The sequence below is a fragment of the Cupriavidus phytohabitans genome, from assembly GCF_000426345.1.
Classification (GTDB): Bacteria; Pseudomonadota; Gammaproteobacteria; order Burkholderiales; family Burkholderiaceae; genus Cupriavidus.
Window position 1 is genome coordinate 1 of the sequence record NZ_AUFE01000024.1, and the last position, 24,368, is coordinate 24,368.

A 24,368-nucleotide genomic window follows, 5' to 3' on the forward strand; every position below is an offset into this window, starting at 1 on the left:
GCGTTGGGCTCGCTCATCGCCAGCGCGCCGATCCACTCGCCCGACACCAGTTTCGGCAGGTATTTCGCCTTCTGCGCCGGCGTGCCGTTGCGGTGGATCTGGTTCACGCACAGGTTCGAATGCGCGCCGTACGACAGGCCCACCGACGCCGAGGCGCGGCTGATCTCTTCCATCGCGATCATGTGCGCCAGGTAGCCCATGTTGGCGCCGCCGTATTCCTCGGCCACGGTGATGCCGAGCACGCCGAGATCGCCCATCTTCTTCCAGGCGTCCATCGGGAACTGGTCGGTGCGGTCGATCTCGCCGGCGCGCGGGGCCAGTTCGGCCTGGGCCCACGTGCGCACGGAATCGCGCAGCATCTCGATGTCTTCGCCCAGATCGAATTTCAGGCCTGGCAGTTCGGTCATGTCGGTCTCCTGTTGGATTCGGTATGTATGAGTGCTTCAGACGTGGTCCAGGGTCTTGACCACGCACAGCGTCATCAGCATGGTGGCCACCTGCTTGCGGCGGCCCTGCTGCTCGACGTACACCTCGCCCTGCGCCACGATCAGCGTGCGCCCGGGCTTCAGCACCCGCCCCACCGCGACCAGGCGTTCGCCTTGCGCGGGGGATAGCAGGTTGATCTTGTATTCGGCGGTCAGCCCCGCCTCGCCCTCGCCCACCATCGACAGCGCGGCATAGCCGCAGGCGCTGTCGGCCAGCGCGCCGACCGCGCCGCCGTGGAAGAAGCCGTGCTGCTGGGTCACGCCTTCGGACCACGGCATCGCGATTTCGACCTCTCCGCGCGCCACCCGCTGCAGCGAGGCGCCGAAGCTGGTCATCAGACCCTGGCGCGAGAAACTGGTGGCGATGGCATCGGCGCGCGCGGCGGACAGCGCCTCGGGTTCGGCGGGTACGGCACTGGCGTTGGCAGACGTCATGGCAGGGATCCAGCGTGAATGCGGCGGTGAAGGCGTTGGAGTATTCTATTTACGTTTACGTAAACGTCAATCCGAATCGGCACGAAAGCCGTGCCGGGTGATGTATCAGGCCGATCGTTTCCGGACCGGCGCATCTCCGCCCTCCGTGGCCGCGGGCTTGCCGCCAGTCTGGGCGGCCAGCAAGTCCTGGCAATGGCGCTCATGCTGGTCGATCTCGGCAAGTTGCGCCTGCAGATCTTCCATCTGCCGCTCGAGCGCGCTGCGGTGGGCGGCAAGCGCGTGCAGGAAGCGTTCGAGCTGCGGTGCGGTGTCGCGCGGCGACTCGTAAAGGTCCAGGATCTCGCGGATCTCATTGAGAGTGAGCCCTAACCGCTTGCCGCGCAGCGTCAGCTTCAGCCGGGTCCGCTCGCGGCTGTTATAGACCCGCTTGCGGCCGCCCGGGCCTTCGCGCTCAGGGGCCAGCAGGCCCTGGTCTTCATAGAAGCGGATGGCGCGGGGCGTGACATCGAACTCGCGGGCGAGGTCGGTGATGGTGTACGTTGCGGAGGCGGGAGATTGCGTGACTGCCATGGGTGCGCCCAGTAAAGTGAACGGTCGTTCGTTGCGAAGTCAAGTTTTCGCTTAAGATGGAGACGAACCGTCAGAGTTGACGTTTACGTTAGCGTCAACACCGGCGACTGGCAACTGGCGCGAACCGGCGGATTGCCCCCTGCGCGCCTGGCATCGAGAAAGCCCGCCTGCCCCCGGCCGGATCACCGGCGCGGCACTAGGCTTCGAACAAGAGACTCCTCATGAATGCACTCGAACACCAGCTCCAATACCCGTTCGGCGACACCATGCCCGAGCCCGGCAGCAAGCAGGAAGTTGCCCCCGGCGTCTACTGGCTGCGCATGCCGCTGCCGTTCGCGCTCGACCATATCAACCTGTGGCTGCTGCGCGACCGCCTGGACGGGCGCGACGGCTGGACCATCATCGACTGCGGCATCACCAACGACACCATCAAGGCGCATTGGGAGACCATCTTCGCCAACGAGCTGGAAGGGCTGCCGGTGGTGCGCGTGCTGGTGACGCACAGCCATCCCGACCACGTCGGCCTGGCGCACTGGCTGTGCAAGCGCTTCGACGTGCGGCTGTGGATGAGCCTGGGCGACTACATGAGCGCGCGCGTGATGGGCACCGGCACCGGTGCCGGCTCCAGCGCGGGCGGCGACGCGGCCGCCGCGCACTTTGCGCGGCATGGCCTGACCGATCCCGACAGCCAGGAAAAGCTGCGTGCGCGCAAGACCTACTACCCGTCGCTGGTGCCCGACCTGCCGGCCCAGTACCGCCGCCTGATGGATGGCGACACTGTCCGGATCGGCACCGACGCGGCCACCTCGGGCTGGCGCGTGATCACCGGATTCGGCCATTCGCCCGAGCACGTGGCGCTGTACAACGAAGCGACCAATGTGCTGGTGTCCGGCGACATGGTGCTGCCGCGCATCTCGACCAATGTCAGCGTGTTCGACATGGAGCCCGAAGGCAACTCGCTGCAGCTCTACCTGGATTCGCTCACCCGCTACGAGCCGCTGCCGCAGGACGTGCTGATCCTGCCCTCGCACGGCCGCCCGTTCCGCAACCTGCATACCCGCATCATGCAGCTGCGCGAGCACCACGCCGACCGTCTCGCCGAAACGCTGGAGGCCTGCCGCGAGAAGCCGTGCTGCGCGCACGATATCGTCAGCGTGATCTTCAAGCGCCAGTTCGACATCCACCAGATGACCTTTGCCATGGGCGAGTCGCTGGCGCACCTGCACTGCCTGTGGCACCGCGGCGAGCTGCTGCGGCAGCTGGATGACGACGGCGTGTACCGCTTCCGGGCTGCCTGATATTGCCGACTGGAAACGCGGGCTAGCTGGCGGCCGCCAGCGCCGCCAGGTAGCGCACGCCATCCACCGCGCGGCTGCCGTACCACGACAGCATCTCGCCGTCGACCAGCAGCACCGGCTTGCCGAGCTGGCGCTCGAGCGCGTCGGCGTGGTCTTCGGTGAAGCGATAGGGCTCGGTCGACAGCAGCACCAGGTCTAGCTCGCGCACCAGCGCATCGCTCCAGCGGAACGTGGGGTAGCGCTCTCCCGGTGCATTGGGGCGGCTGCAGTCGCCGCCTCCGCAGGCCTGCATGGCATCCTTGCCATCCGGCCACGTCTGCCAGTTGGCCAGCGCCAGCATGCGGCTGATATAGGTGTCGCGCGACACCGTCATCCACGGATCCTGCCAGATCGCGTAGAGCACGCGGCGCGCCGGCCAGGAACGCGCGCGGATGGCGTCCAGCTCGGCCTGCAAGGCCGCGCACAGCGATTCGGCCTCGGCACGGCGGCCAAAAATGCCCCCCAGCAACCGGTACAGCGGCACATTGTCTTCCGGCGCGCACGGATGCGTGACGATCACGTTGGGCACGAAGGCGCGGATCTCGTCGACGGTCTCGCGCCGGTTTTCGTCGATATTGACCACCACGTGCGTGGGCGCCAGCTCGCGCAGCCGCGCCACCCTGACGTCCTTGGTGCCGCCGACCTTGGGCACCGCGCGCACGGCCGGTTCCGGGTGGATGCAGAAGCCGGTGCGCGCCACCATCTGCGGCGCCAGCCCGAGCGCGAACAGCAGTTCGGTCACCGACGGCACCAGCGAGGCGATGCGCACCTCGCCGCTTGCCGCGGCGTGCTGCTGGCCAATGGCATCCGTCCACATGGTCAGGGCTCCCTGCTTTCCCCGCGCCGCGGCTTGCGCGGCGCGCCGGTCGCCAGCATGTCGTACAGCCAGCGCGGCATCACGTGCATCAGCCCAGCCACCACGCCCATCTGCCACGGAATCACGCGGAAGCGCCGGCCGGCGGCGATCACGCGCGCGGCCTTGCGCGCGAACACGTCGGCATCGGTCAGGAATGGCATCCGGTACGGGTTCTTCGCGGTCATCGGCGTGCGGATATAGCCGGGCGCGATTGTGACCACGCGGATGCCATTCGGGCGCTGCTCCAGCCGCAGGCTCTCCAGCAGCTTGATCACCGCTGACTTCGACGCGCTGTACGCACCGGCACCCGGCAGCCCGCGCACGCCGGCGACGCTGGCAATGCCGACCAGCGTGCCGCGCCGGCCGCCGGGGCCGGGTTCGCGCTGCTGCATCGCGTGCAGGAAAGGCTGGAACGTGGTCAGCACGCCGAACCAGTTGGTGTCCATCACCTGACGGAACGCATCCAGGTCCTCGCGTTCGCTGGCGACGGTGCCGACCGAGACGCCGGCATTGGCGATCACCACGTCCGGACAGCCGAAATGCCCGAGAAAGTCTTCCGCCGCCCTCGCCATCGCGTCGGCATCGCGCACATCGGCGCCGTAGATGCGCGCCGCACCCGGATTGGGCAGCGTCGCCACGAATTCGCGCAACGCATCTTCGCGCCGGGCTACCAAGCCGAGGATGGCGCCCTGCGACGCGTATTCGCGCGCCAGCGCCTGGCCGAGCCCGCTGGAGGCGCCGGTGAGGAAGACTTTAAGGGGACGCATGGAAGGATGCAGGCTGTCCGAAATGAAAAACGGCTGGTACAGGATACCAGCCGTTTGGCTAACCACCGGCCTGTGCAAGGCCGCCAGTCATATTTACATCTTCTTCGCCTTCACCTGCTCCACCAGGTAATCCATGGCCTGGATCGCGCCCTGTTTGTTGCCGGTGATCGACGGCGAGGTCACGTACTTGCCCTGCACCACCACTGTCGGCACGCCGTCGATCTTGTAGGCATCGGCGATCTTGTTGGCGCGCTGCGCGTTGGTGGTCACCGTGAACGAGTTATACGCGTCCAGGAAGGCCTTGCGGTCGACGCCGTTCTTGGCCATGAAGTCGGCGATCTCGTTGCTGTCGAGCAGGCGCTTGCGCTCGACGTGGATGGCGTTGAAGACCTTCATGTTCATGGCGTCGAGCTTGCCGATGGCTTCGAGCGCATAGAAGATCTTGGTGTGCGGCAGCAGGTCGTCGCGGAAGGCGACCGGCACGCGCTTGAACACGACGTTGCTGCCCTGCTTCTTGACCCACGCCTCAAGGTCGGGCTCGAAGTCGAAGCAGTGCGGGCAGCCGTACCAGAAGAACTCGGTGACCTCGATCTTGCCCGGCGTGACCGGCTGCGGCGCCTTCAGGACCTGGTATTCCTTGCCCTCGGTGGGCGCGGCCTGGGACGGCGCGGACATCAGCAGGCCGCCCACGGCGGCGAACATGGCGAACAGTGCGGCGAGTTTCTTCATCTTGTGCGGCCTTGCGGTTGGGTCGATGAGCGTATGACCGCGGCGGCGGCGTCCGGTTCAGCCCGGGCGCCGGCCGCGTTGGTGACAAGGGTGTTGCGTTGGTTACGGCGTATTTATCGCCGTTTTCGTGGTGCTTTCGTGGCGCTTTCGTGGCAAATACGCCAGCTTACTGCTTGGTGAAGCGGATCACGGACGCCTCGAAGCCCTGCGATTGCAGCCGCTTGCGCGTCTTGTTCATGTCTTCGATGCGGTTGTACGGGCCCATGCGCACGCGGTACATCTTGACGCCGTTGACGTCGCGCTCGGTGATCCGGGCCTCGAAGCCCTGCATCGCCAGGTTGGCCTTCTGGCGGTCGGCGTCGTCGGCCGAGCGGAACGCGCCCACCTGCAGCAGGTAGCCCACCTTGTTGGCGTCGGCCTGTGCGATCTCGGCAATCGGGTCGGACACAGGCTTCTCGGCCGGCCTGGTGGCGACGGGCTTGTCGGCGGGCTTTTCAACCGGTTTTTCAACGGGCTTTTCAACGGGCTTCTCCGCCGGGCGGGTGGCCGCCACCGGAGGCTGGCCATTCTGGTGCCCGTTCTGCTGGCTCGGCTGGGTGCTGGGCTTGGGCTCCGGCTCGGCGGCCTGGCCCACCGGCTTGGCCGGCGTCTTGCTCCACAGCGGCTTGTTCGGGTCGGTCGGGCCCTGACCCTCGTCGGCGCGCTGCGCCGGCGGCGGCAGCTGGCTGGCGACATTGCCCGGCTCGCTCGGCCGCGGCGCGCTCTTCTGCTGGAACGGCGTCGGCGACTTGGTGATGTACAGGGCCACCACCACGGCGATGGCCAGCCCGACGATCAGCCCGAGCACAAGGCCCAGGAACGTCCCGCCGCGCTGCTGGCTGCGGCGGGCCTTGCGCGCATCGCGCTTGCGTTGCTGTTGCATGAAGTCCTCTTAGGTGATGCCGGGATTATAGGGCCACCGCCGGGCAGCCCTGTGCGCCCTTCTTTGCGCCCTTCGTTGCGTCCTTCCTTGCGCGCGTCGATTACATGCGGCGCGGCGCCGAGACGCCGATCACCGCCAGGCCGTTGCGCAGCACCTGGCGCGTCGCGGCCAGCAGCGCCAGCCGGGCGCGCTTGACCGCCTCGTCGTCGACCAGCACGCGGTCGGCATTGTAGAAGGCGTGGAAATCGCCGGCCAGGTCGCGCAGGTAGAAGGCGACCGCATGCGGCGCGAGCTCGGAGGCAGCGGCCGACAGCATGTCCGGGAACTCGGCCAGGCGGCGGCCCAGCGCCTGTGCCTGGGCGCTGGCCTCGGGGCCGGTCACGGCCGACAGGTCGGCGCCGGCCAGCTCGGCCAGGCGGCTTTCCCATTCGGCGCCGCCCCACGACTCGAAGATCGAGCAGATGCGGGCATGGGCGTACTGCACGTAGTACACCGGGTTCTCGTCGTTCTGCTTGAGCGCCAGGTCGACGTCGAACACGAATTCGGTATCGGCCTTGCGCGACAGCAGGAAGAAGCGCACCGCGTCGCGACCGCGGGTGAAGTGCTCCGGCCAGTCGGCCACGCCCTGCTCCAGGCAACCGCGAATGCTTTCATCACCGCCGTTGGACCATTCGATCAGGTCGCGCACCGTGACGTACGAGCCGGCGCGCTTGGAGATCTTGACCTCCTCGCCGTTCTTCATCACGGTGACCATCTTGTGCAGCACGTAGTCGGGATAGCCCTTGGGAATCCCCATGTCCAGGCCCTGCAGGCCGGCGCGCACGCGCGCGATGGTGCCGTGGTGGTCGCTGCCCTGCACGTTGATGACCTTGCTGAAGCCGCGTTCCCACTTGGTGGTGTGGTAGGCCACGTCCGGCACGAAATACGTGTAGGTGCCGTCGGTCTTCTTCATGACGCGGTCCTTGTCGTCGCCGTCGTCGGTGGTGCGCAGCCACAGCGCGCCTTCGCTCTCGTAGGTCTTGCCCTTGGCCACCAGCGACTGCACCGCGGCTTCCACGCGGCCGTCGCTGTACAGCGACGACTCCAGGTAGTAGCGGTCGAACTTGACGCCGAAGGCCTGCAGGTCGATGTCCTGCTCGTTGCGCAGGTAGGTCACGGCGAACTTGCGGATCGAGTCGATATCCTCGACATTGCCCGACGCGGTCACCGGCTCGCCGTCCGAGGCGCTGACGGTCTTGCCGGCGAGGAAGTCGGCGGCGATGTCGGCGATGTAGTCGCCGTTGTAGGCCGACTCGGGCCAGTTGGCGTCGCCCGGCTTCAGGCCGCGCGCGCGCGCCTGCACTGACAGCGCCAGGGTCTGGATCTGCACGCCGGCGTCGTTGTAGTAGAACTCGCGGTGGACATGGAAGCCCTGCCACGACAGCAGGTTGGCGAGGGCATCGCCCAGCGCGGCCTGGCGGCCGTGGCCCACGTGCAGCGGGCCGGTCGGGTTGGCCGAAACGAACTCCACCAGCACCTGGCCGTGCACGCCGCGCTCGCGCGCGCCGTAGTGGTCGCCCTCGGCCAGCACCGCGCGCAGCACGTCGGCCTTGGCGGCCGCGCTCAGGCGCAGGTTGATAAAGCCGGGGCCAGCGATCTCCATGGCCTCGACCAGGCCCTGCGCGCGCGCATCGGCCTGCACCGCGGCGACGATGCGCTGCGCCAGCTCACGTGGATTGCACTTGAGCGCGCGCGCGACCTGCATGGCGACATTGCAGGCAAGGTCGCCATGGGCGGCCGCCTTGGGCCGCTCGAAAGTGACGGCGGGCAGGGAGGCATCGGCCGGGGCGAGCGCACGCACGGCATCGGTGAACGCAGCGGCAAGATTGGAGGTCTGAACAGGCAGCATGGATGTCGGAAGCCCTGTGGGCAAGTATTCAGGCGTCGCGTTCAGCCGGCTCGTCCGAGCGGCTTGAACGCGACACCAACGCCCTGATGCGGCATGTGACGGCAAAGGTACGCCGAGCCGCATAACAGGCATTGGAATCGGGAACGCGGAATTTTATCAGGTGCTATGCTGACATCATGCGCGAAGATGGCCCCGGGCCACAATCCATGCGGCGACCCGCCCCCGGGAACGCCGTTCCCCGCACGTCCGGAAAAGGAAACCACACCATGCTGATCACCTTCAAATCCCACGCTGCGCAAGACCTGATCATGATGAAGGATCTGGCCATCACGCTGCTGGGCATCATCGGCAAGCATCTCGGGGAACGAGGGGTGATCACCGTCGAAGAACTGCCACGCGCGATCCAGAAGCTGGAAGCGGCGGTGGCCGATGCCCGCCGCGACCATCCGGCCAACTCGGCGGTCGAGGAAGGGGCCGCCGCCGCCGAGGACGAGGAAGAGCCGCTGCACCTGGGACAGCGCGCCTATCCCTTCCTGGACATGCTGCGCGCCTCGCAGCGGGAAGGGACCAACGTCTTGTGGGGCGTGTAGCCCGGCGGCAAGGCAGGCCGCGGGCGCACAAAAAAACGCCCGGCACCGCGTCGTGCCGGGCTTCCGGACGAGGGCGCCGGAAAGGGGGGGAATGCTTTTTTCGGCCCCGCCGCGCGGGGTCCGGTGCCGCCAGGCCTACTCCTCTTCGTGGTGGCGGCCGTTGGCCAGCAGCAGGCCGAGCAGCGCACCGATGGCGGCGGCAATCGCTACTGCCTTGAGCGGCGATTCGACGACCCGCTGGCGCGAATGTTCGACCGCGCCATCCATCCGTTCGCGGGCGCGCATCATGCCATCGGTGGTCTGGTCGCGCAGCCGGTGCGCCATCTCGCTGGCACGGTCGCGCAGCCGCTGGCCGGCACGCAGGCTTTCGGCCGAGCCTTCCCGCGCCAGCACTTCGATGGTGTGCTCCAACTGGGCGATCAGCGCCTTGACTTCGCCGGAAACCGGCGCTGCAGCCTCGCGCGAATCGCGTGCGGCGTGCTTGATATGGCGGATGGCGCTGTCAGCACTGTCGGACAAGTGGTTCAGTTCCTTCCGGACTTTGGGGTTCTGGGTCAGCATGGGGTCTCCTCAGGTTGCGATCGATACAGGAGCCGGCGCGCGGCCGGCGCTATCTCCTGCGAACCAGGCCCATCACCGCGGCCACCAGCGCCACGACCAGGAAGATGAAGAACAGGATCTTGGCGATTTCCACGGCGCCGGCAGCGATACCGCCGAAGCCGAAGATCGCCGCGATCAGGGCGATGACGAAAAATACGAGTGCATAGTGCAGCATGCTAGGCTCCCGAAGATGGCTGACCGGGCCGGCACTGGCCCGGGGCCCAAGTGAAGACTTGCGCCACAAGGTGCAAGCTCATAGCCTCATCGTAGGAAGCCTGCCGCCGCGCCAATACCGACAGCGAGCCGATTCGACTGTCAGCCGAGTCCTACAAGAGGCAGTACGGGTGCGGCACGCCCGAAGCATCAAGGTTGACCCATGTGGATCGATGTGATCCCATGGGCGCTCCCTGGCGCTGCGCGGGCAAGCGGCGCGTCCCAAACACAGGAAAAATGACCCCCATGCTCAAGCAATCATTTCTTCCTCATACGCTGCTGCTCGCGGGCGGCATCGTGCTGATGCTGGCGGTTCTGGTGGCGTCGGAAACCGGCAATATCCGCCTGCGCGAGAGCTACACCGACGTGATCCGCTCGCAGCGCGTGCAGACCGAGCTGGCCGCGCTCAACGGCGAGCTGGTCAATGCGGAGGCTGGCCAGCGCGGCTTCCTGCTGACCGGCAAGGAATCCTATCTTGAGCCCTACTACAAGGGCCTGCCTCGCATTGCCGAACTGATGGCGCAGATCCGCGCGGACTACGCCAACGACCCGGAGGGGCTGAAGATGTTCGGCGACACCTCCAAGCTGATCAACAGCAAGCTCAACGAGATGGCGCTGACGCTCGTCTACGGCAAGCGCGACCTGGAAGTGGCGCTGGACCTGGTCCGCACCGACTATGGCAAGCAGACCATGGACAATGCGCGCCGCGGGCTCGACCAGCTGCAGGCGCGCGAGGCGGGCTCGGTATCGCATCGGCTGGAAGGCGCGGAGAACGATGTGCAGCTATCTCGCTATGGCATCGGCCTGCTGACCGCGATCAATATCACCTTGCTGCTCGCGGTCGGCGTGGGCCACGCCAAGCGCCTGTCCATGGCCGAGGCGGTGCGCGCGCAGCTGGAAGAGGAAAGCGCCAAGCTGGACCGCAAGGTACGCGCGCGCACGCGCCAGCTGTCGGCGCTGGCGGCCCACCTGCAGCGCGTCACCGAAGACGAGAAGACCCGGCTGGCGCGCGAGCTGCACGACGAGTTGGGTGCGATCCTGACCGCCATCAAGCTCGACCTGCACTGGGTGCGGCGCCAGATCCAGGAGGCGCATCCGCAAAGCGCCGAGCGCCTCACGCGTGTGATGCTGCACGTAGACCAGGGTATCCAGGTCAAGCGCCGCCTGGTCGAGGACCTGCGCCCCACCGTGCTGCTCAACCTCGGCCTGCGCGCCGCGGTGTGCCAGCTGGTGGAGGAAGTCGGTGCGCGCAACGGCTGGCAAACGGACGTCAGCGTGCCCGAGGACCTGCCGGCGCTGAGCGACGAAGCCGCGATCGCGCTGTACCGGATCGTGCAGGAATCGCTGACCAACGCCAGCAAGTACTCCGAAGCCAAGCGCGTCGGGGTCTGCCTGGCGTGCCGCGGCGAGCTGCTGACGCTGACCGTGCGCGACGACGGCAAGGGCCTGCCGGCCGACTTCGACGCCGGCAGCACCGCCGGCCACCACGGCCTGCTGGGCATGGAGCAGCGCGTCACCGCGCTGGGCGGCAGCATGCAGATCGACTCGTCGGCGCACGCGGGCGTGCGCATCCACATCGAGGTGCCGCTAACGGCATCGGTGCTGGCGCCCGCGGAACAGCCGGAAGGCGAAGAGCCTGCGCGCGCTTGACGCGTGCGGTGCTTGAGTTGTACTTGAGGGTTGCCTTGCCAGATCAGGACGGCGCCGCCGCGTGTTCCTCGATCACACGGAACACCTGTTCCAGCTCGAGTGACTTGTCGAAGAAATAATCGGCGCCCGCGGCTGCGCACTGGCTTCGGTACATCTGCACCTGGGCGTGGTTGGTATAGACAATGCGCACGGTATCCGTGCCTTTGCGCTGCATTGCGCGCAGCACATTGATGCCGTTGCCCTGGCGCAGCTGCAGGTCGACGATGACGACGTCGTACTTGCCGGCGTCGAGCAGGCGCAGGGCCATGGCTTCGGTGTCGGCCCAGTCCACGTTCTCGATAAACGGGAAATCCTTCAGGTATTCGAGCAGCATGCCTCGCAGGACCGCCGAGTCTTCGATCAGCAGTATGCTCAGCGCCCGGTAGGAAGTGTTCGAAGCCTGCTCCGACATGTTCTGGTTTGCGGGCCCGGTCCGGTGCGATCCGACCGCAGGCCGCGATGCGGCCCGCGGCGTGCCGCTACTCGACCAGGCCGTTCTTGATGGCGTAGTAAGTCAGGTCCGCGTTGGTCTTCATGCCCATTTTCTCCAGGATGCGGGAACGATAGGTACTGACGGTCTTGACGCTGAGAAACAATTCGTCGGCGATCACCGACACCGACTGCCCGCGCGAGAGCTTGCAGAAGATCTGGAACTCGCGCTCGGACAGCATCTGGTGCACCGGCTGCTCGGTCGGCTTGTCGAGCCCGCCGATCAGCAGGTCGGCCACCGTGGCGCTGACATAGCGCCGTCCCTGCGCCACCGTGCGGATGGCCTTGACGAGGTCGTCGGGCGCGCTTTCCTTGGTCAGGTAGCCTGAAGCCCCGGCGCGGATCAGGTTGATGGCGTACTGGTCTTCGGGGTAGGTGGACAGGATCAGCACCGGCAGGTCAGGCTTGCGCTGCCGGATCAGCTTGAGCACATCGATGCCGTTGCGGTCGGGCATCGAGATATCCAGCACCAGCACATCGAATTCGGCATCACGTAGCCGCGCCATGACTTCGTCGCCGCTGCCGGCTTCGCCAGTCACCTGGATGTCGGGCTCTTCGGAAATGAATTGTCGCAGCCCGGCACGCACAATCTCGTGATCGTCAGCGATCAGGACGCGGATCATGTGGGGCTCCACGGGGTTGAACGGACCGGCACATTGCCCGGTGCAGTCGGGTGCAGGCGGAACCGCTTGCGTTGCTGTCATTGTAGTGCCGGCCGGGCGCGCGGGCTGTCGGTGTCAGGCTGACATGACGCGCGGCCACAACGCGTAAAGCGCACATGGACGGTTCCGCGGCTCAACGGTACGAGGCATGGCGTACAAAAGCAAAGCGGGACGGCCTGGAGTCCGTCCCGCTTTGCTGCGGCGCGTCAGGCCCCGGGAATCTCAGGGCCTGCGCGCCAGTGCCGGCTGGCGGCGAGCTTACTGCACCTTGGCGCCCGCCTCGGCGCCCGCGTCGACGCTGGCATCTGCCTTGGACTTCTTGGCCGACTTGGTGGTGTGCTTGTCGTGCTTGGCCTTGCTGCCGGCTTCGGCCTTGGCATCGGCCGACTTGCTGGCACCCTTCTCGACCGCCGCGCCGGCGGTGGACAGCCCCTTGTCAGCCGCAGTGCCCGCTGCCGACATGCCCTTGTCGGTTGCCGCGCCCGCGGTCGACAGGCCCTTCTCGGCGGCGCTGGTGGCGCCGGTGGCAGCGCTACCCGCGGTATTCAACGCACCCTGCGTGGCGGCAGAGGGCGCCGGGGCGGTCACCGATGCGCCGACGTCGGCCTTCGCGCCGGCGCCCACACCAGTACCTTGTGCCATGGCCAGCGAGGAAGCGGCGGCGATCGACAGGGCGGACAGGGAGAGCAGCAGTTTCTTCATGGACAGACTCCTTTCAGGATGCCCCGCGGCGAAACATTCGTCGCGGTGTTCACGCGCTGGTGTTTGCGTGAATCGAGCCCTCAGTCTAGGGAGCGCACCGGCCCCGGTCTGTGAGGGATTGAAAGGCTCTGTAAGGAGTTGTGAGGCGCCGGATACACCGCCGCAAGCGGGCCAGGAAGCCGTCGCGCGAGGAAATTCCCTGTGGCATCAACGGGCTGGCGGCAAGGTCGCGCGGCCGTGGCCGGCGCCCTGCCGTCGCACCCCGTTACAGGTTGGGCGCGAGCGCGCGCTCCAGCGTGGCGCGCTCTTCATGCCGGCGCGACACCATGTCGTCGAGCTGGTCCTGGCCGATCTTGCCGATGGTGAAGTAGGTCGACTCGGCATGCGCCAGGTAGAAGCCGCTGACCGACGCGGCCGGCGTCATCGCCAGCGACTCGGTGATGCCCATGCCGATCTCGGCTGCGTCGAGGAACTGGAACATCGGGCCCTTGACGGTATGCTCGGGGCAGGCGGGATAGCCGGGCGCCGGGCGGATGCCGCGGTACGACTCGGCAATCAGTTGTTCGTTGGAGAGCTGCTCGCCCGCGTCGTAGCCCCACAGGTCCTTGCGCACGCGCTCATGCAGGCATTCGGCGAAGGCTTCGGCCAGGCGGTCGGCCAGCGCCTTCAGCATGATCGCGCTGTAGTCGTCGTGGTCGGCTTCAAACTGGGCTTCCTTCTTGTCGACGCCCAGGCCCGCGGTGACGGCGAACATGCCGACATAGTCGGCGATGCCACTGTCCTTCGGCGCGACAAAATCTGCCAGGCAGCGATTGGGCCGGCGCACGCCGTCCACCACCGGGCGCTCGCTCTGCTGGCGCACGTTGTGCCAGGTGAGCGCGACCTTGCTGCGGGTCTCGTCGGTGTAGATCTCGATATCGTCGTCGTTGACGGTGTTGGCCGGCAGCAGCGCGATTACGCCATTGGCGCTCAGCCAGCGGCCCTGGATCAGGCGCGACAGCATCGCCTTGCCATCCGAGAACACCTTGCGCGCCGACTCGCCCACGATCTCGTCGTTGAGGATGTCGGGGAATTTGCCGGCGAGGTCCCAGGTCTGGAAGAACGGGCCCCAGTCGATGTAGTTGGCCAGTTCCGCCAGGTCGTAGTTACGGAACACGCGGCGGCCGATGAACTTCGGCTTGGGCGGCACGTAGCCGCTCCAGTCGATCGGCGTCTTGTTGGCGCGCGCCTGCGCCAGCGTCACCATCGGGGTCGCCTTCTTGTTGGCGTGCTGGGTGCGGATGCGGTCGTAGTCGGTCTTCAGTTCGTCCAGGTACTTCGCCGCGCCTTCATCGGACAGCAGGCTCGACGCCACGCTGACCGAGCGCGAGGCATCCGGCACGTACACCACCGGCCCTTCGTAGTTGGGCGCGATCTTCACCGCGGTATGCACGCGCGAGGTGGTGGCTCCGCCGATCAGCAGCGGAATCTTTTTCACGCGGAAGTAGTCGTCGCGCTGCATCTCCGACGCGACGTAGGCCATTTCTTCCAGCGACGGCGTGATCAGCCCCGACAGGCCGACGATGTCCGCGCCCTCGACCTTGGCCTTCGCCAGGATCTCGTTGCACGGCACCATCACGCCCATATTGACCACTTCGAAGTTATTGCACTGGAGCACCACCGACACGATGTTCTTGCCGATGTCGTGCACGTCGCCCTTCACGGTGGCGATCACGATCTTGCCGCGCGCGCGCACATCGCCGCCGGCCTCGGCCAGCAGGCGCTTTTCTTCCTCGATGAAGGGCAGCAGGTGCGCCACCGCCTGCTTCATCACGCGCGCGCTCTTGACCACCTGCGGCAGGAACATCTTGCCGGCGCCGAACAGGTCGCCGACGATGTTCATGCCGTCCATCAGCGGGCCCTCGATCACCTCGATCGGGCGGCCGCCGCGCGCTTCTATCTGCTGGCGGACTTCCTCGGTGTCTTCGACGATAAAGGTGGTGATGCCATGCACCAGCGCGTGCGCCAGGCGTTCGCCCACGGGCACCGGCTGCTCGGGCGTGCCGCGCCAGGCGAGGTTTTCTTCCTTCTTGGCGCCGCCACCCTTGTAGCGGTCGGCGATTTCCAGCAGGCGGTCGGTGGAGTCCTCGCGGCGGTTCAGCACCACGTCTTCCACGCGCTCGCGCAGCTCGGGATCGAGCTGGTCATACACGCCGAGCTGCCCGGCGTTGACGATGCCCATGTCCATGCCCACGCCGATTGCGTGGTACAGGAACACAGTGTGGATTGCCTCGCGCACCACGTCGTTGCCGCGGAACGAGAACGACACGTTGGAGACGCCGCCGCTGACCTTGGCGTACGGCAGGTTCTGCTTGATCCAGCGCGTGGCCTCGATGAAGTCCACCGCGTAATTGTTATGCTCTTCGATGCCGGTCGCGACCGCGAAGATATTCGGGTCGAAGATGATGTCTTCCGGCGGGAAGCCGACTTCATTGACCAGGATGTCGTAGCTGCGCTTGCAGATCTCGGTCTTGCGCTCGAAGGTATCGGCCTGGCCCTTCTCGTCGAAGGCCATCACCACGCTGGCCGCGCCGTAGCGGCGGATCAGCTCGGCGTGGTGGCGGAACTGCTCCTCGCCCTCCTTGAGCGAGATCGAGTTCACCACGGGCTTGCCCTGCACGCACTGCAGCCCGGCCTCGATCACTTCCCACTTGGACGAGTCCAGCATGATCGGCACGCGCGCGATGTCGGGCTCGGAGGCGATCAGGTTCAGGAAGCGAACCATGGCGGCCTTCGAGTCCAGCATGGCCTCGTCCATGTTGATGTCGATGATCTGCGCGCCGTTCTCGACCTGCTGGCGGGCCACCGCCAGCGCTTCGTCGAACTGGCCGTTCAGGATCATCCGCGCGAAGGCCTTGGAGCCGGTCACGTTGGTGCGCTCGCCGACGTTGACGAACAGCGTGTCGTCGTCGATGGTAAAGGGCTCGAGGCCGGACAGGCGCATCGGGCGCGGGGGCAGTTTGTTCTCGCTCATGTTCTCGGGCTCCGGCTCAGGCGGCGTCGCGGTACTGGCCGGGCCAGGTGCGGGGTTTCTTGTCGGCCACGCGCTGGGCGATGGCGGCGATGTGCTCGGGCGTGGTGCCGCAGCAGCCGCCCACCAGGTTCACCAGCCCGGAGGCGGCGAACTCTTCCACCAGCGACGACGTGACCTCGGGCGTTTCATCGAAGCCCGTGTCGCTCATCGGGTTCGGCAGGCCGGCGTTCGGGTAGCACGACACCGCGGCGTCGCAGATCTTGGCCAGCTCGGCAATATAGGGGCGCATCAGCGTGGCGCCGAGGGCGCAGTTCAGGCCGAAGGTGACCGGCCGCGCATGGCGCAGGCTGTTCCAGAACGCTTCCACGGTCTGGCCCGACAGGATCCGGCCGGAGGCATCGGTCACGGTGCCCGAGATCATCACCGGCACGCGTTCGCCGGTGTCCTCGAACAGCTGGTCGATGGCGAACAGCGCGGCCTTGGCGTTGAGCGTGTCGAAGATGGTCTCGACCAGGAACACGTCGGCGCCGCCTTCGAGCAAGGCCTTGCCCTGCTCGTAGTACGACTCGCGCAGCTCCTCGAAGGTGACGTTGCGCGCGCCGGGGTCGTTCACGTCGGGCGAGATGCTGGCGGTCTTGGGCGTCGGGCCGAAGGCGCCGGCAACGAAGCGCGGCTTGTCGGGCGTGGTGTACTTGTCGCAGGCGGCGCGCGCCAGGCGCGCGGCCTCGACGTTCATCTCGTACGCCAGGTCGGCCATCTTGTAGTCTTCCTGCGCCACGCGGGTGGCGCCGAAGGTATTGGTCTCGATCAGGTCGGCACCGGCGGCCAGGTATTGCTCGTGGATCTCGCTGATGACCTGCGGGCGCGTCAGCAGCAGCAGTTCGTTGTTGCCCTTCACGTCCACCTTGTGTTCGGCGAAGCGCTCGCCGCGGTAGTCGGCCTCGGTCAGCTTGTAGCGCTGGATCATGGTGCCCATGGCGCCATCCAGGATCAGGATGCGTTCTTGCAGCAGCCGGGGCAGCTCGGCAGCCCGGGTGTAGGGGCGCGGCGCGGCCGCGCGGGATTCAGGGGCACTCATGGCGGGGAACTCTGGAAAGGCGGCCGGCGCGCGATCATTGGACCGGCGGCGGGCGCTGCTGTGGCCGATGCTGGCCAAAGAGGAACGATTTTATCAGGTGTATCAAGGCCTTGCGGTTGCCTGTCAGGTCGTTGGCCGCCTACACTGAGAGGCGTAACCGTCACCAATCCGGTCATTCCGCGCCCTACCTCGTCCTTCCTCGTACTTTGTCCCCGCCGACCATGCAACACCTGTCCCCATCCGACGCCCAGGCCCTGCTGGCCGATTCGCCCGAGACGCTGTTCATCGACTGCCGCAGCGAGATGGAATACCTGTTCGTGGGCCATCCGAAGGGTGCGCACAACGTCCCCTGGAACGACGGGCCGGACTGGGAAGTCAACCCGCATTTCGTGCAGATGGTGAAGAAGCTGGCCGGCCATGTCTCGGCGCGGCCGGTGTTGCTGATCTGCCGCAGCGGCAACCGCTCGACGGCGGCGGCACGGGCGCTGGAGGGCGCGGGCTTTGCCAACGTCTACAACGTGCTGCACGGGTTCGAAGGCGATCTTGACGGGCAGCGTCACCGCAATACGCTCAACGGCTGGCGCCACGAAGGGCTGCCGTGGGAGCAGTACTGAGCAAGGATGCCGGACCCGGCCGCCAAAAACAAAAACGCCCGCCAGGGCGGGCGCGATGGCGGGTTGCCGGCCATGGCCGGCAACCACGCAAAGCCGCTCAGTGCATCACCAGCGGATGCGTCATCACGTTATCGAACTTGCCGAGAAAGTCGTCCACCTCTTCCACTGACGGCTCGCTTTCGATCAGGCGCTTGACGTCGGCGCGGAAGCTTTCAGCCAGCTGCCCGCCAAGGAAAATCTCGCGCTTCAGGTTCTTGTCGACGATTTCATAGCCACCGAACTCGAGCGGCGCTTGCTCGACATCCGCACCGAACTCGACGATGCAGTAATTGTCGCTGTTGTAGATCATTTGCATGGCACACCTCCTGGGCGTCATGGTTGGGCGGCATGCCCTTTTGATTCTTGCCTCGTCGATGTTGCCGTGAGGGGGCGCCGCGGCTTTACCTCCAAACTTGGGGTGACCTGCGCCAAATCAAGGAGTTAAGCAGGTCACTGCGTTGCCACGTCATTGCTGCCTACATAGGTTGGGCATCGTCCTTCGCTACAAGTTTCTTGAGCCTGGCGCATCAGTGTGTTGTCTGTCACGGAACGTCGCACTGGCCGCCGCACGCCGCATTGCCGAGGAACGCCTCCAGCGCCGCGTGGAAGCGTTCGGGCTGCTCCACATGCACCAGGTGCGCCGCCTGCGGCATCACTTCCAGCCGGGCGCCTCGGATGGCGGCCGCAATGCTCTGCGCCATCGCCACGGTCGCGCCCTGATCGTTCTCTCCTGCTACTACCAGCGTAGGACAATGGATGCGGGAAAGCGCGCCGGCGAGATCGAAAGCCATGATCGCCTCGGCAACGCCCACGTAGCCGCGCACCGGCGTGGCCACCAGCATGGCGTGGATACGCGCCACCACATCGGGATGCGCGGCGCGGAAGTCCGGCGTCAGCCAGCGCTCCAGCGTGGCGTCGGCCATGCCGGCCATGCCATGGGCCTCGGCCTGGCCAATGCGGTTGTGCCACATCGGGTGGGCTTCCATCGGGGTCTGGCTGTTGGTGGCGACCAGCGCCAGCGACAGCAGCCGCTCCGGATGGCGCAGCCCGAGCGTCTGCCCGATCATGCCGCCGACCGAAATACCACAGAAATGGGCCTGCGGGATTTCGAGCGAGTCCATCACCGCGATCACGTCGTCGGCCAGCCGCGTCATGGTGTAGGGCCCCAGCGGCGCCTCGCTGCCGCCATGTCCGCGCAGGTCGGGACGCACCACGCGATAGCGCGACGCCAGGTGACTGGCGGTCTGGTCCCACAGCGCATGGCTGGCGGCCAGTGCATGGGCCAGGATCACCCACGGTCCGTCGGTGCCGTCGATGCGCACGTAAAGCTCGGCGCCGTCGGCATGGACGCGGTGCGTTTCGGCGGGTGGCGTGGCAACAGTCATGGCTAGGCTCCTGTCAGTAAGAATGCGCCGAAACTCGGCAACGTTGACCCGGGCGAGGCGCCTTTTTAACGATTGTTGACATTCGCCCGGCGGGCTACCGGCGATCGCCCGGCGGCGGCGCGTGGCTATTGCCCGCCGTTGCCGCGGTACACCAGTTCGATCTGGGTGCCGTCGGGCTCGGTCTGCCGCAGCCGCACCGGCATCCAGCCTAGCGATTGCGCAAGCCATAGCTCGACCCGGCGACGGTCATTGGCGCGGCGCGGCAGCCGCACAAAGTGCTTCGCACGTACCACGCCGTTGCCCGTGTCGAAATCCTCTTCTCCAACATACTGCACTTGCATCGGTTCCACATCACGCGTATCGGCAACCTGGAACGTTTCCGTCACACCGGGGGTGACATAGCGTTGCGGATTGCCACGCACCAGGCCGACCAGCTGCAGGAACACGCTGAAGCGATCCTGCGACCCGGGCGGGAACGGCGACTGCGCGCCGTTGCGCAGCGTGGCGGTGCCGGCGGCGGTATCAAAGCGCGATGACTCGGCCTTGTTGCGCCGGTGCTCTTCGTAGCGTTCCGGCAACAGTCCCTGCTCGGACATCGCACCGCTGCTCTGGAACGCGAAGCGGAACCACAGCACGCGCGTTTCCACCGCGAGGCGGTAGCGGCGGCCGTCGTGCTCCCAGCGGATCAGGCCATCGGGGTTCTGCACGCCGTTGACGAAGCTGGCGTAGTGGTACGTGGCGGGCGGCGGCGCGCTGTAGACGACGCCGCCGACGCCGCCCTGCGGACCGCCGGAAGGCGCCGGCGCGGGCGCTGCAGGTGCTGCCGGCGCGGTCCCGGTGCCGCCCGGCCCGGTCGCCATCTCCACCGGGCCTTGCGGGCTGGTCGCCAAGGGCGGGGCCGGCGGTTCAGGCTCGGGCTGGGGAGCCGGGACCGGCGCCGCGGGCTTCGGACGCGGCTGTGGCGCGGGGCGCGGCCTGGGCGGAGCCGGTGGCTTGGGCGGCGGCAGCAGGACCGCCTCCAGCGTCGGTGTGTTGCTGACGTCGAGCGGGATCAGCGGCCCCGGCATGCGCAGGAATCCCACCACCGCCAGCACGTGCACCAGCACCACCAGCGCAACCACGATCACCCAGCGCCGGCGGCGCCAGACGGCGGCATCCGGGCCCGGGCGGGCACGAAGACTAGGGCTGGCCGGTTTCTCCGGCCGGTGGGGCGGCACCAAGGTAGCCGAGTTCCGATGAGAGCTGTTGGGCGATATCGCGTACGCGACGATCCATCGTACCGCCCCATTCTGCATCGAACAGGCTCTGCGCGCCCAGTACGATTAACCCCATGGCGAGGTGGCCGTTGGCATCGAACACCGGCATCGAGAACGCATTGATGCCGGGCAGCACACCGCCGCGCGTGCGCGCGGCGCCATGCTCGCGGACTTCGGCACAGATCGCGTCGTATTCGGCCAGCGACGCCGGCATGTCCGGCACGGCGCCGTTGCCGCGCGCGCCCAGCTCGCGCTCGATCAGCGGCAGGGTCTGCTTGCGCGGCAGGTAGGCGCCGTAGAGCCGGCCGGTGGCGGAGTTGAGCATCGGCATCACGTCGCCCAGGCGCAGGCTCACGGTCACGGGGTGGCTGGATTCCTCCCAGTGCACGATGGTGGGGCCATGGTTTCCCCACACGGCGATGCCGGCGGTCAGGTCCATCTCGTCGCGCAGCTGCGACAGGATCGGCCGCGCCTTCTTCACCGGATCGAGCCGGTTGAGGCCGGCCAGGCCCAGCTGCAGCGCGAACGCGCCCAGGTCGTAGCGGCCGCTGACCGGGTCCTGCGCCACCGCGCCCAGCCGCATGAAGCTGACCAGGTAGCGGTGTGCCTTGGCCGGGTTCATGCCCGCGGCGGCGGCGAGGTCGCGCAGCATCATCGCGCGCGGCGACGCCGCCAGAGCCTGGAGCAGCTTGAAGCCCACTTCGATGGACTGGATGCCGGAGCGCAGCTTGGCGTCGTCTTCTTCGTTTTCAGCAATGCGTGACATGGACCAGCGGCGGGGGAGATCGGCGCCCGGGGATCCGGGCAAGTTCGTAGGTAAATTTACTATAGCGAAATCGATTTACCAATTTTTAAGCCGTCGGTAGACTTCCTTCGCAACAGACCCGGCGGCGCACGTGTCGATGCCTGCCGAACCGGGCCCCTTTTTAACACGGAGACTACCGATGCGCCCCCTGCGTCCCTTCCTCGGGCGTCGTTATGCCCATCTCATGCTGGCCGCCATGGCTGCCGCCGGCGCCATTATCGCCGCCAGCGCACCCGCTCACGCCGAAGAATGGCCCACCCAGCCAATCCGCTGGGTCGTGCCCTACCCCGCCGGCGGCGGAACCGACGTGGTGGCGCGCACCGTGGCCCAGGCCATCACGCCCGGGTTGGGCAAGCAGGTGGTGATCGACAACCGGCCGGGCGCGGCCACCATCGTCGGCGCCGATGCCGTCGCCCATGCCAAGCCTGATGGCTACACCGTGCTGACCGCCGACACCGCCACGCTGGCGGCCAATCCGTCCCTTTACAAGAAGCTGCCGTACAACCCCGACAAGGACTTCGTCTATATCGGCCAGCTGGCGCGTTTCCCGCTAGTGCTGGTGGCCACCCCCAAATTCCCGGCACAGACGCTGAAGGAAGCCATCGAGTACGCGCAAAAGAACCCCGGCAAGGTCAACTTCGCCTCGCCCGGCGCAGGCAGCCCGCACCACCTGGCCATGGAGCTGTTCATGGACCAGGCCAAGGTCAGGATGACGCACGTGCCCTACAAGGGCGCGGCGCCGGCGGTGCAGGACCTGCTGGCCGGCCAGGTCGACCTGATGTTCCTGGACCTGGCCTCGGGCCAGCAGAACGTGGGCGCCGGCAAGCTGCGCGCGCTGGGCGTGGCCACGCCCAAGCGGCTGGCCGTGTTGCCCGGCGTGCCGACCGTGGCCGAAGGCGGCGTGAGCAACTTCGAGGCCTACGCCTGGCAAGGCATGGTGGCGCCGGCGGGCACGCCCAAGGCGGTGGTCACGCGGCTGAACGCCGAGCTGGTCAAGGCGCTGAAGACGCCCGAGGTGCAAAAGAAGCTGGAAGGCGTCGGGGTCGAGGCGGTGTCGAGCACGCCCGAGGAATTCGCTGCCTACGCCCGCGCCGAAGGCGAGCGCTGGGGCAAGCTGATCAAGGCCAAGGGCATCACGGTCGACTGAGCGATGGCCACGGTAGACTAGCGGCCAAATCAGCACCGTCGTTCCCGCTCCTACCCAAGGGGCACGTGGGCGGGAACGACAGGCAACCCTACCGCATCGCATCCCATGAAACTCGCAACCCTGAAGGACGGTTCGCGCGACGGCCAGCTGGCGGTCGTGTCGCGCGACCTGAAGCAAGCCCACTTCGCCACCGATATCGCCGGCAAGCTGCAGACCGTGCTGGACGACTGGAATTTCTACGCGCCGCAGCTGCAGGACCTTTACGACGCGCTCAACACCGGCCGCGCGCGCCATCCGTTCGCATTCAACCCCAAGGACTGCATGGCGCCGCTGCCGCGCGCCTACCAGTGGGCCGATGGCTCGGCCTACGTCAACCACGTCGAGCTGGTGCGCAAGGCGCGCGGCGCCGAAATGCCCCCCGAGTTCTGGACCGACCCGCTGATGTACCAGGGCGGATCGGACGACTTCCTCGGCCCGCAGGACGACATCGTGTGCGCCAGCGAAGCCTTCGGCATCGACTTCGAGGCCGAGGTCGCGGTCATCACCGGCGACGTGAAGATGGGCGCCACCCCCGAGCAGGCCGGCGAAGCCATCCGCCTGGTGCTGCTGGCCAACGACGTCTCGCTGCGCAACCTGATACCGGCGGAACTGGGCAAGGGCTTCGGCTTCTTCCAGAGCAAGCCGGCCACCGCCTTCTCGCCCGTCGCCGTCACGCCGGACGAACTGGGCGAGGCCTGGCGCGAGCGCAAGGTGCACCTGCCGATGACGGTGCACTGGAACAGCAAGAAGGTCGGCCAGCCCGACTGCGGCACCGACATGGTGTTCGACTTCGGCCAGCTGATCGCGCATATCTGCAAGACCCGCAACGTGCGCGCCGGCAGCATCGTCGGCTCGGGCACGATTTCCAATGTCGACCGCAAGAAGGGCTACTGCTGCATCGCCGAGAAGCGCATGCTGGAGACCATCGACGATGGCAAGCCGAGTACCGAATTCATGAAGTTCGGCGACGCGGTCAAGATCGAGATGTTCGACGCGCAGGGGCATTCGGTGTTCGGTGCAATCGACCAGCTGGTGGCCGCGCCCTGAATCGGCCGCACCTGTCGGCGAGCGTCCGCAGGTGATGGGCGGCCGGATGCGCATATAATTTACCGACCGATCGGTTGGTTAATCCACGATGCAACCGGCGCAGTTGCGCGCCACTCACCTGACAGGCTACCCATGACTGCCCCCAACGACGCGTCTTCCACCGAACTTTCCGAACGCTACGCGCGCTACCGCGCGCTGACGCTGCGCCGCCACGGCGCCATCCTCGAGATCATCATGGGCGCGGCGCAGTCGGCCAACCAGAAGCTGGCCACCGCCGACGCCAACATGCACCGCGAGCTGGCCGAGATCTGGCGCGATGTCTCCGCCGATCCCGACATCCGCGTGGCGCTGATCCGCGGCGAGGGCAAAGGCTTTTCCGCCGGCGGCGACCTGGCCCTGGTGGAAGACATGGCCAACGATTTCGAGACCCGCACGCGCGTGTGGCACGAAGCGCGCGACCTGGTCTACAACGTCATCAACTGCGACAAGCCGGTGGTCTCGGCGATGCACGGCCCGGCCGTCGGCGCCGGGCTGGTGGCGGGCTTGCTGGCGGATATCTCGATCGCGGCCAAGACCGCGCGCATCGTCGACGGCCACACCCGGCTGGGCGTGGCGGCGGGCGACCATGCCGCGATCGTGTGGCCGCTGCTGTGCGGAATGGCCAAGGCCAAGTACTATCTGATGCTGTGCGAGTCGGTCAGCGGCGAAGAGGCCGAGCGGATCGGCCTGGTCTCGCTGGCGGTGGAAGAGGACGAACTGGTGGCGCGCGCCTTCGAGGTTGCCAACCGGCTGGCGGCAGGGTCGCAGACGGCGATCCGCTGGACCAAGTACGCCCTCAACAACTGGCTGCGCATGGCCGGTCCCGCTTTCGATACCTCGCTGGCGCTCGAATTCATGGGCTTTGCCGGCCCCGACGTGCACGAAGGCATGGCGAGCCTGCGCCAGAAGCGGCCGCCACAATTCAGGTAACGACGACGCAGCCGCGCGGCCCGCATCCGGGCGCGGGCTGCG

Annotated in this window: 26 protein-coding genes; 7 read left to right on the forward strand and 19 right to left on the reverse strand. The window is 67.0% G+C overall.

The annotated features are described in order from the left end of the window. From K309_RS0118140 to K309_RS0118150, 3 genes are all read right to left on the reverse strand, one after another. A partial coding sequence (locus tag K309_RS0118140) for an acyl-CoA dehydrogenase family protein (protein WP_029047745.1) occupies positions 1-407 on the reverse strand: 407 nt, incomplete at its 3' end. 36 nt (positions 408-443) lie between these two features. Beyond that, on the reverse strand, positions 444-920 hold the full coding sequence (locus K309_RS0118145) for a PaaI family thioesterase (RefSeq protein WP_029047746.1): 477 nt from the start codon (positions 918-920) through the stop codon (positions 444-446). Between the two features lie 105 nt (positions 921-1,025). After that, positions 1,026-1,490 (reverse strand): MerR family transcriptional regulator, encoded by a 465-nt coding sequence (locus K309_RS0118150; protein ID WP_029047747.1) that lies wholly within the window; start codon positions 1,488-1,490, stop codon positions 1,026-1,028. Between the two features lie 221 nt (positions 1,491-1,711). Here K309_RS0118150 and K309_RS0118155 point away from each other — a divergent pair, with 221 nt between their 5' ends. Next, positions 1,712-2,788, forward strand: a complete 1,077-nt coding sequence (locus K309_RS0118155; RefSeq protein WP_029047748.1) for an MBL fold metallo-hydrolase — start codon at positions 1,712-1,714, stop codon at positions 2,786-2,788. 22 nt (positions 2,789-2,810) lie between these two features. Here K309_RS0118155 and K309_RS0118160 read toward each other — a convergent pair whose 3' ends face one another. The 5 genes from K309_RS0118160 to argS all read right to left on the reverse strand — a co-directional run bounded on the left by K309_RS0118160 (position 2,811) and on the right by argS (position 7,989). Beyond that, positions 2,811-3,644 (reverse strand): helical backbone metal receptor, encoded by an 834-nt coding sequence (locus tag K309_RS0118160; protein ID WP_029047749.1) that lies wholly within the window; start codon positions 3,642-3,644, stop codon positions 2,811-2,813. Between the two features lie 2 nt (positions 3,645-3,646). Next, a complete protein-coding gene (locus K309_RS0118165) occupies positions 3,647-4,450 on the reverse strand; it encodes an SDR family oxidoreductase (RefSeq protein ID WP_029047750.1) in 804 nt (267 codons plus the stop codon). A gap of 93 nt (positions 4,451-4,543) precedes the next feature. Further along, positions 4,544-5,179: a thiol:disulfide interchange protein DsbA/DsbL gene (locus K309_RS0118170; RefSeq protein ID WP_029047751.1), complete on the reverse strand. Its 636-nt coding sequence runs from the start codon at positions 5,177-5,179 to the stop codon at positions 4,544-4,546. Between the two features lie 166 nt (positions 5,180-5,345). Continuing rightward, positions 5,346-6,101, reverse strand: a complete 756-nt coding sequence (locus K309_RS0118175) for an SPOR domain-containing protein (protein WP_029047752.1) — start codon at positions 6,099-6,101, stop codon at positions 5,346-5,348. A 100-nt stretch (positions 6,102-6,201) separates the two neighbouring features. Beyond that, the gene (gene argS, locus K309_RS0118180) at positions 6,202-7,989 is read right to left on the reverse strand and encodes an arginine--tRNA ligase (protein ID WP_029047753.1); all 1,788 of its coding nucleotides are present in this window, start codon (positions 7,987-7,989) and stop codon (positions 6,202-6,204) included. Between the two features lie 266 nt (positions 7,990-8,255). Between argS and K309_RS0118185 the strand changes: the two genes are divergently transcribed. Further along, entirely contained in the window at positions 8,256-8,579 is a 324-nt protein-coding gene (locus K309_RS0118185; RefSeq protein ID WP_029047754.1) for a DUF1840 domain-containing protein, read from the forward strand. A 135-nt stretch (positions 8,580-8,714) separates the two neighbouring features. Here K309_RS0118185 and K309_RS0118190 read toward each other — a convergent pair whose 3' ends face one another. Together K309_RS0118190 and K309_RS40010 are read right to left on the reverse strand one after the other, a co-directional pair. Further along, on the reverse strand, positions 8,715-9,140 hold the full coding sequence (locus K309_RS0118190) for a DUF883 family protein (RefSeq protein WP_029047755.1): 426 nt from the start codon (positions 9,138-9,140) through the stop codon (positions 8,715-8,717). Positions 9,141-9,189: 49 nt separating this feature from the next. After that, positions 9,190-9,354 carry a DUF1328 domain-containing protein gene (locus K309_RS40010; protein WP_029047756.1) on the reverse strand — a complete coding sequence of 55 codons (165 nt, stop codon included), beginning with the start codon at positions 9,352-9,354 and terminating at the stop codon, positions 9,190-9,192. A gap of 284 nt (positions 9,355-9,638) precedes the next feature. On the opposite strand from K309_RS40010, the gene K309_RS0118200 reads away from it, so the two are divergent. After that, positions 9,639-11,042: a sensor histidine kinase gene (locus K309_RS0118200; RefSeq protein WP_029047757.1), complete on the forward strand. Its 1,404-nt coding sequence runs from the start codon at positions 9,639-9,641 to the stop codon at positions 11,040-11,042. 43 nt (positions 11,043-11,085) lie between these two features. On the opposite strand, the gene K309_RS0118205 is transcribed toward K309_RS0118200, so the two are convergent. From K309_RS0118205 to K309_RS0118225, 5 genes are all read right to left on the reverse strand, one after another. After that, complete coding sequence (locus tag K309_RS0118205) at positions 11,086-11,493, reverse strand: response regulator (RefSeq protein ID WP_029047758.1); 408 nt, start codon at positions 11,491-11,493, stop codon at positions 11,086-11,088. A gap of 67 nt (positions 11,494-11,560) precedes the next feature. Then, positions 11,561-12,193 carry a response regulator gene (locus K309_RS0118210; RefSeq protein WP_029047759.1) on the reverse strand — a complete coding sequence of 211 codons (633 nt, stop codon included), beginning with the start codon at positions 12,191-12,193 and terminating at the stop codon, positions 11,561-11,563. A 297-nt stretch (positions 12,194-12,490) separates the two neighbouring features. Continuing rightward, a complete protein-coding gene (locus K309_RS0118215) occupies positions 12,491-12,934 on the reverse strand; it encodes a hypothetical protein (protein ID WP_029047760.1) in 444 nt (147 codons plus the stop codon). Positions 12,935-13,199: 265 nt separating this feature from the next. Then, positions 13,200-15,947: a methionine synthase gene (metH, locus tag K309_RS36765; protein ID WP_035877828.1), complete on the reverse strand. Its 2,748-nt coding sequence runs from the start codon at positions 15,945-15,947 to the stop codon at positions 13,200-13,202. Positions 15,948-15,963: 16 nt separating this feature from the next. Next, entirely contained in the window at positions 15,964-17,025 is a 1,062-nt protein-coding gene (locus K309_RS0118225) for a homocysteine S-methyltransferase family protein (RefSeq protein ID WP_029047761.1), read from the reverse strand. Between the two features lie 221 nt (positions 17,026-17,246). Here K309_RS0118225 and K309_RS0118230 point away from each other — a divergent pair, with 221 nt between their 5' ends. Then, positions 17,247-17,639 (forward strand): rhodanese-like domain-containing protein, encoded by a 393-nt coding sequence (locus K309_RS0118230; RefSeq protein ID WP_029047762.1) that lies wholly within the window; start codon positions 17,247-17,249, stop codon positions 17,637-17,639. Positions 17,640-17,736: 97 nt separating this feature from the next. Here the strand turns inward: K309_RS0118230 and K309_RS0118235 are convergent, their stop codons facing one another. The 4 genes from K309_RS0118235 to K309_RS0118250 form a co-directional block, all read right to left on the reverse strand. Next, a complete protein-coding gene (locus K309_RS0118235; protein ID WP_012351433.1) occupies positions 17,737-17,994 on the reverse strand; it encodes a BTH_I0359 family protein in 258 nt (85 codons plus the stop codon). 226 nt (positions 17,995-18,220) lie between these two features. Then, positions 18,221-19,063: an alpha/beta fold hydrolase gene (locus K309_RS0118240; protein WP_029047763.1), complete on the reverse strand. Its 843-nt coding sequence runs from the start codon at positions 19,061-19,063 to the stop codon at positions 18,221-18,223. Between the two features lie 125 nt (positions 19,064-19,188). Beyond that, entirely contained in the window at positions 19,189-20,184 is a 996-nt protein-coding gene (locus tag K309_RS0118245) for a DUF3108 domain-containing protein (RefSeq protein WP_029047764.1), read from the reverse strand. A gap of 58 nt (positions 20,185-20,242) precedes the next feature. Next, positions 20,243-21,076 (reverse strand): IclR family transcriptional regulator, encoded by an 834-nt coding sequence (locus tag K309_RS0118250; protein WP_029047765.1) that lies wholly within the window; start codon positions 21,074-21,076, stop codon positions 20,243-20,245. Positions 21,077-21,272: 196 nt separating this feature from the next. Here K309_RS0118250 and K309_RS0118255 point away from each other — a divergent pair, with 196 nt between their 5' ends. The 3 genes from K309_RS0118255 (at position 21,273) to K309_RS0118265 (ending at position 24,326) form a co-directional block, all read left to right on the forward strand. Beyond that, positions 21,273-22,271, forward strand: coding sequence for a Bug family tripartite tricarboxylate transporter substrate binding protein (locus K309_RS0118255; protein WP_369796446.1), 999 nt, complete (start codon positions 21,273-21,275; stop codon positions 22,269-22,271). Between the two features lie 105 nt (positions 22,272-22,376). Further along, entirely contained in the window at positions 22,377-23,357 is a 981-nt protein-coding gene (locus K309_RS0118260; protein WP_029047767.1) for a fumarylacetoacetate hydrolase family protein, read from the forward strand. A 132-nt stretch (positions 23,358-23,489) separates the two neighbouring features. Further along, positions 23,490-24,326, forward strand: a complete 837-nt coding sequence (locus tag K309_RS0118265; RefSeq protein WP_029047768.1) for an enoyl-CoA hydratase/isomerase family protein — start codon at positions 23,490-23,492, stop codon at positions 24,324-24,326. Positions 24,327-24,368 lie beyond the last annotated feature (42 nt).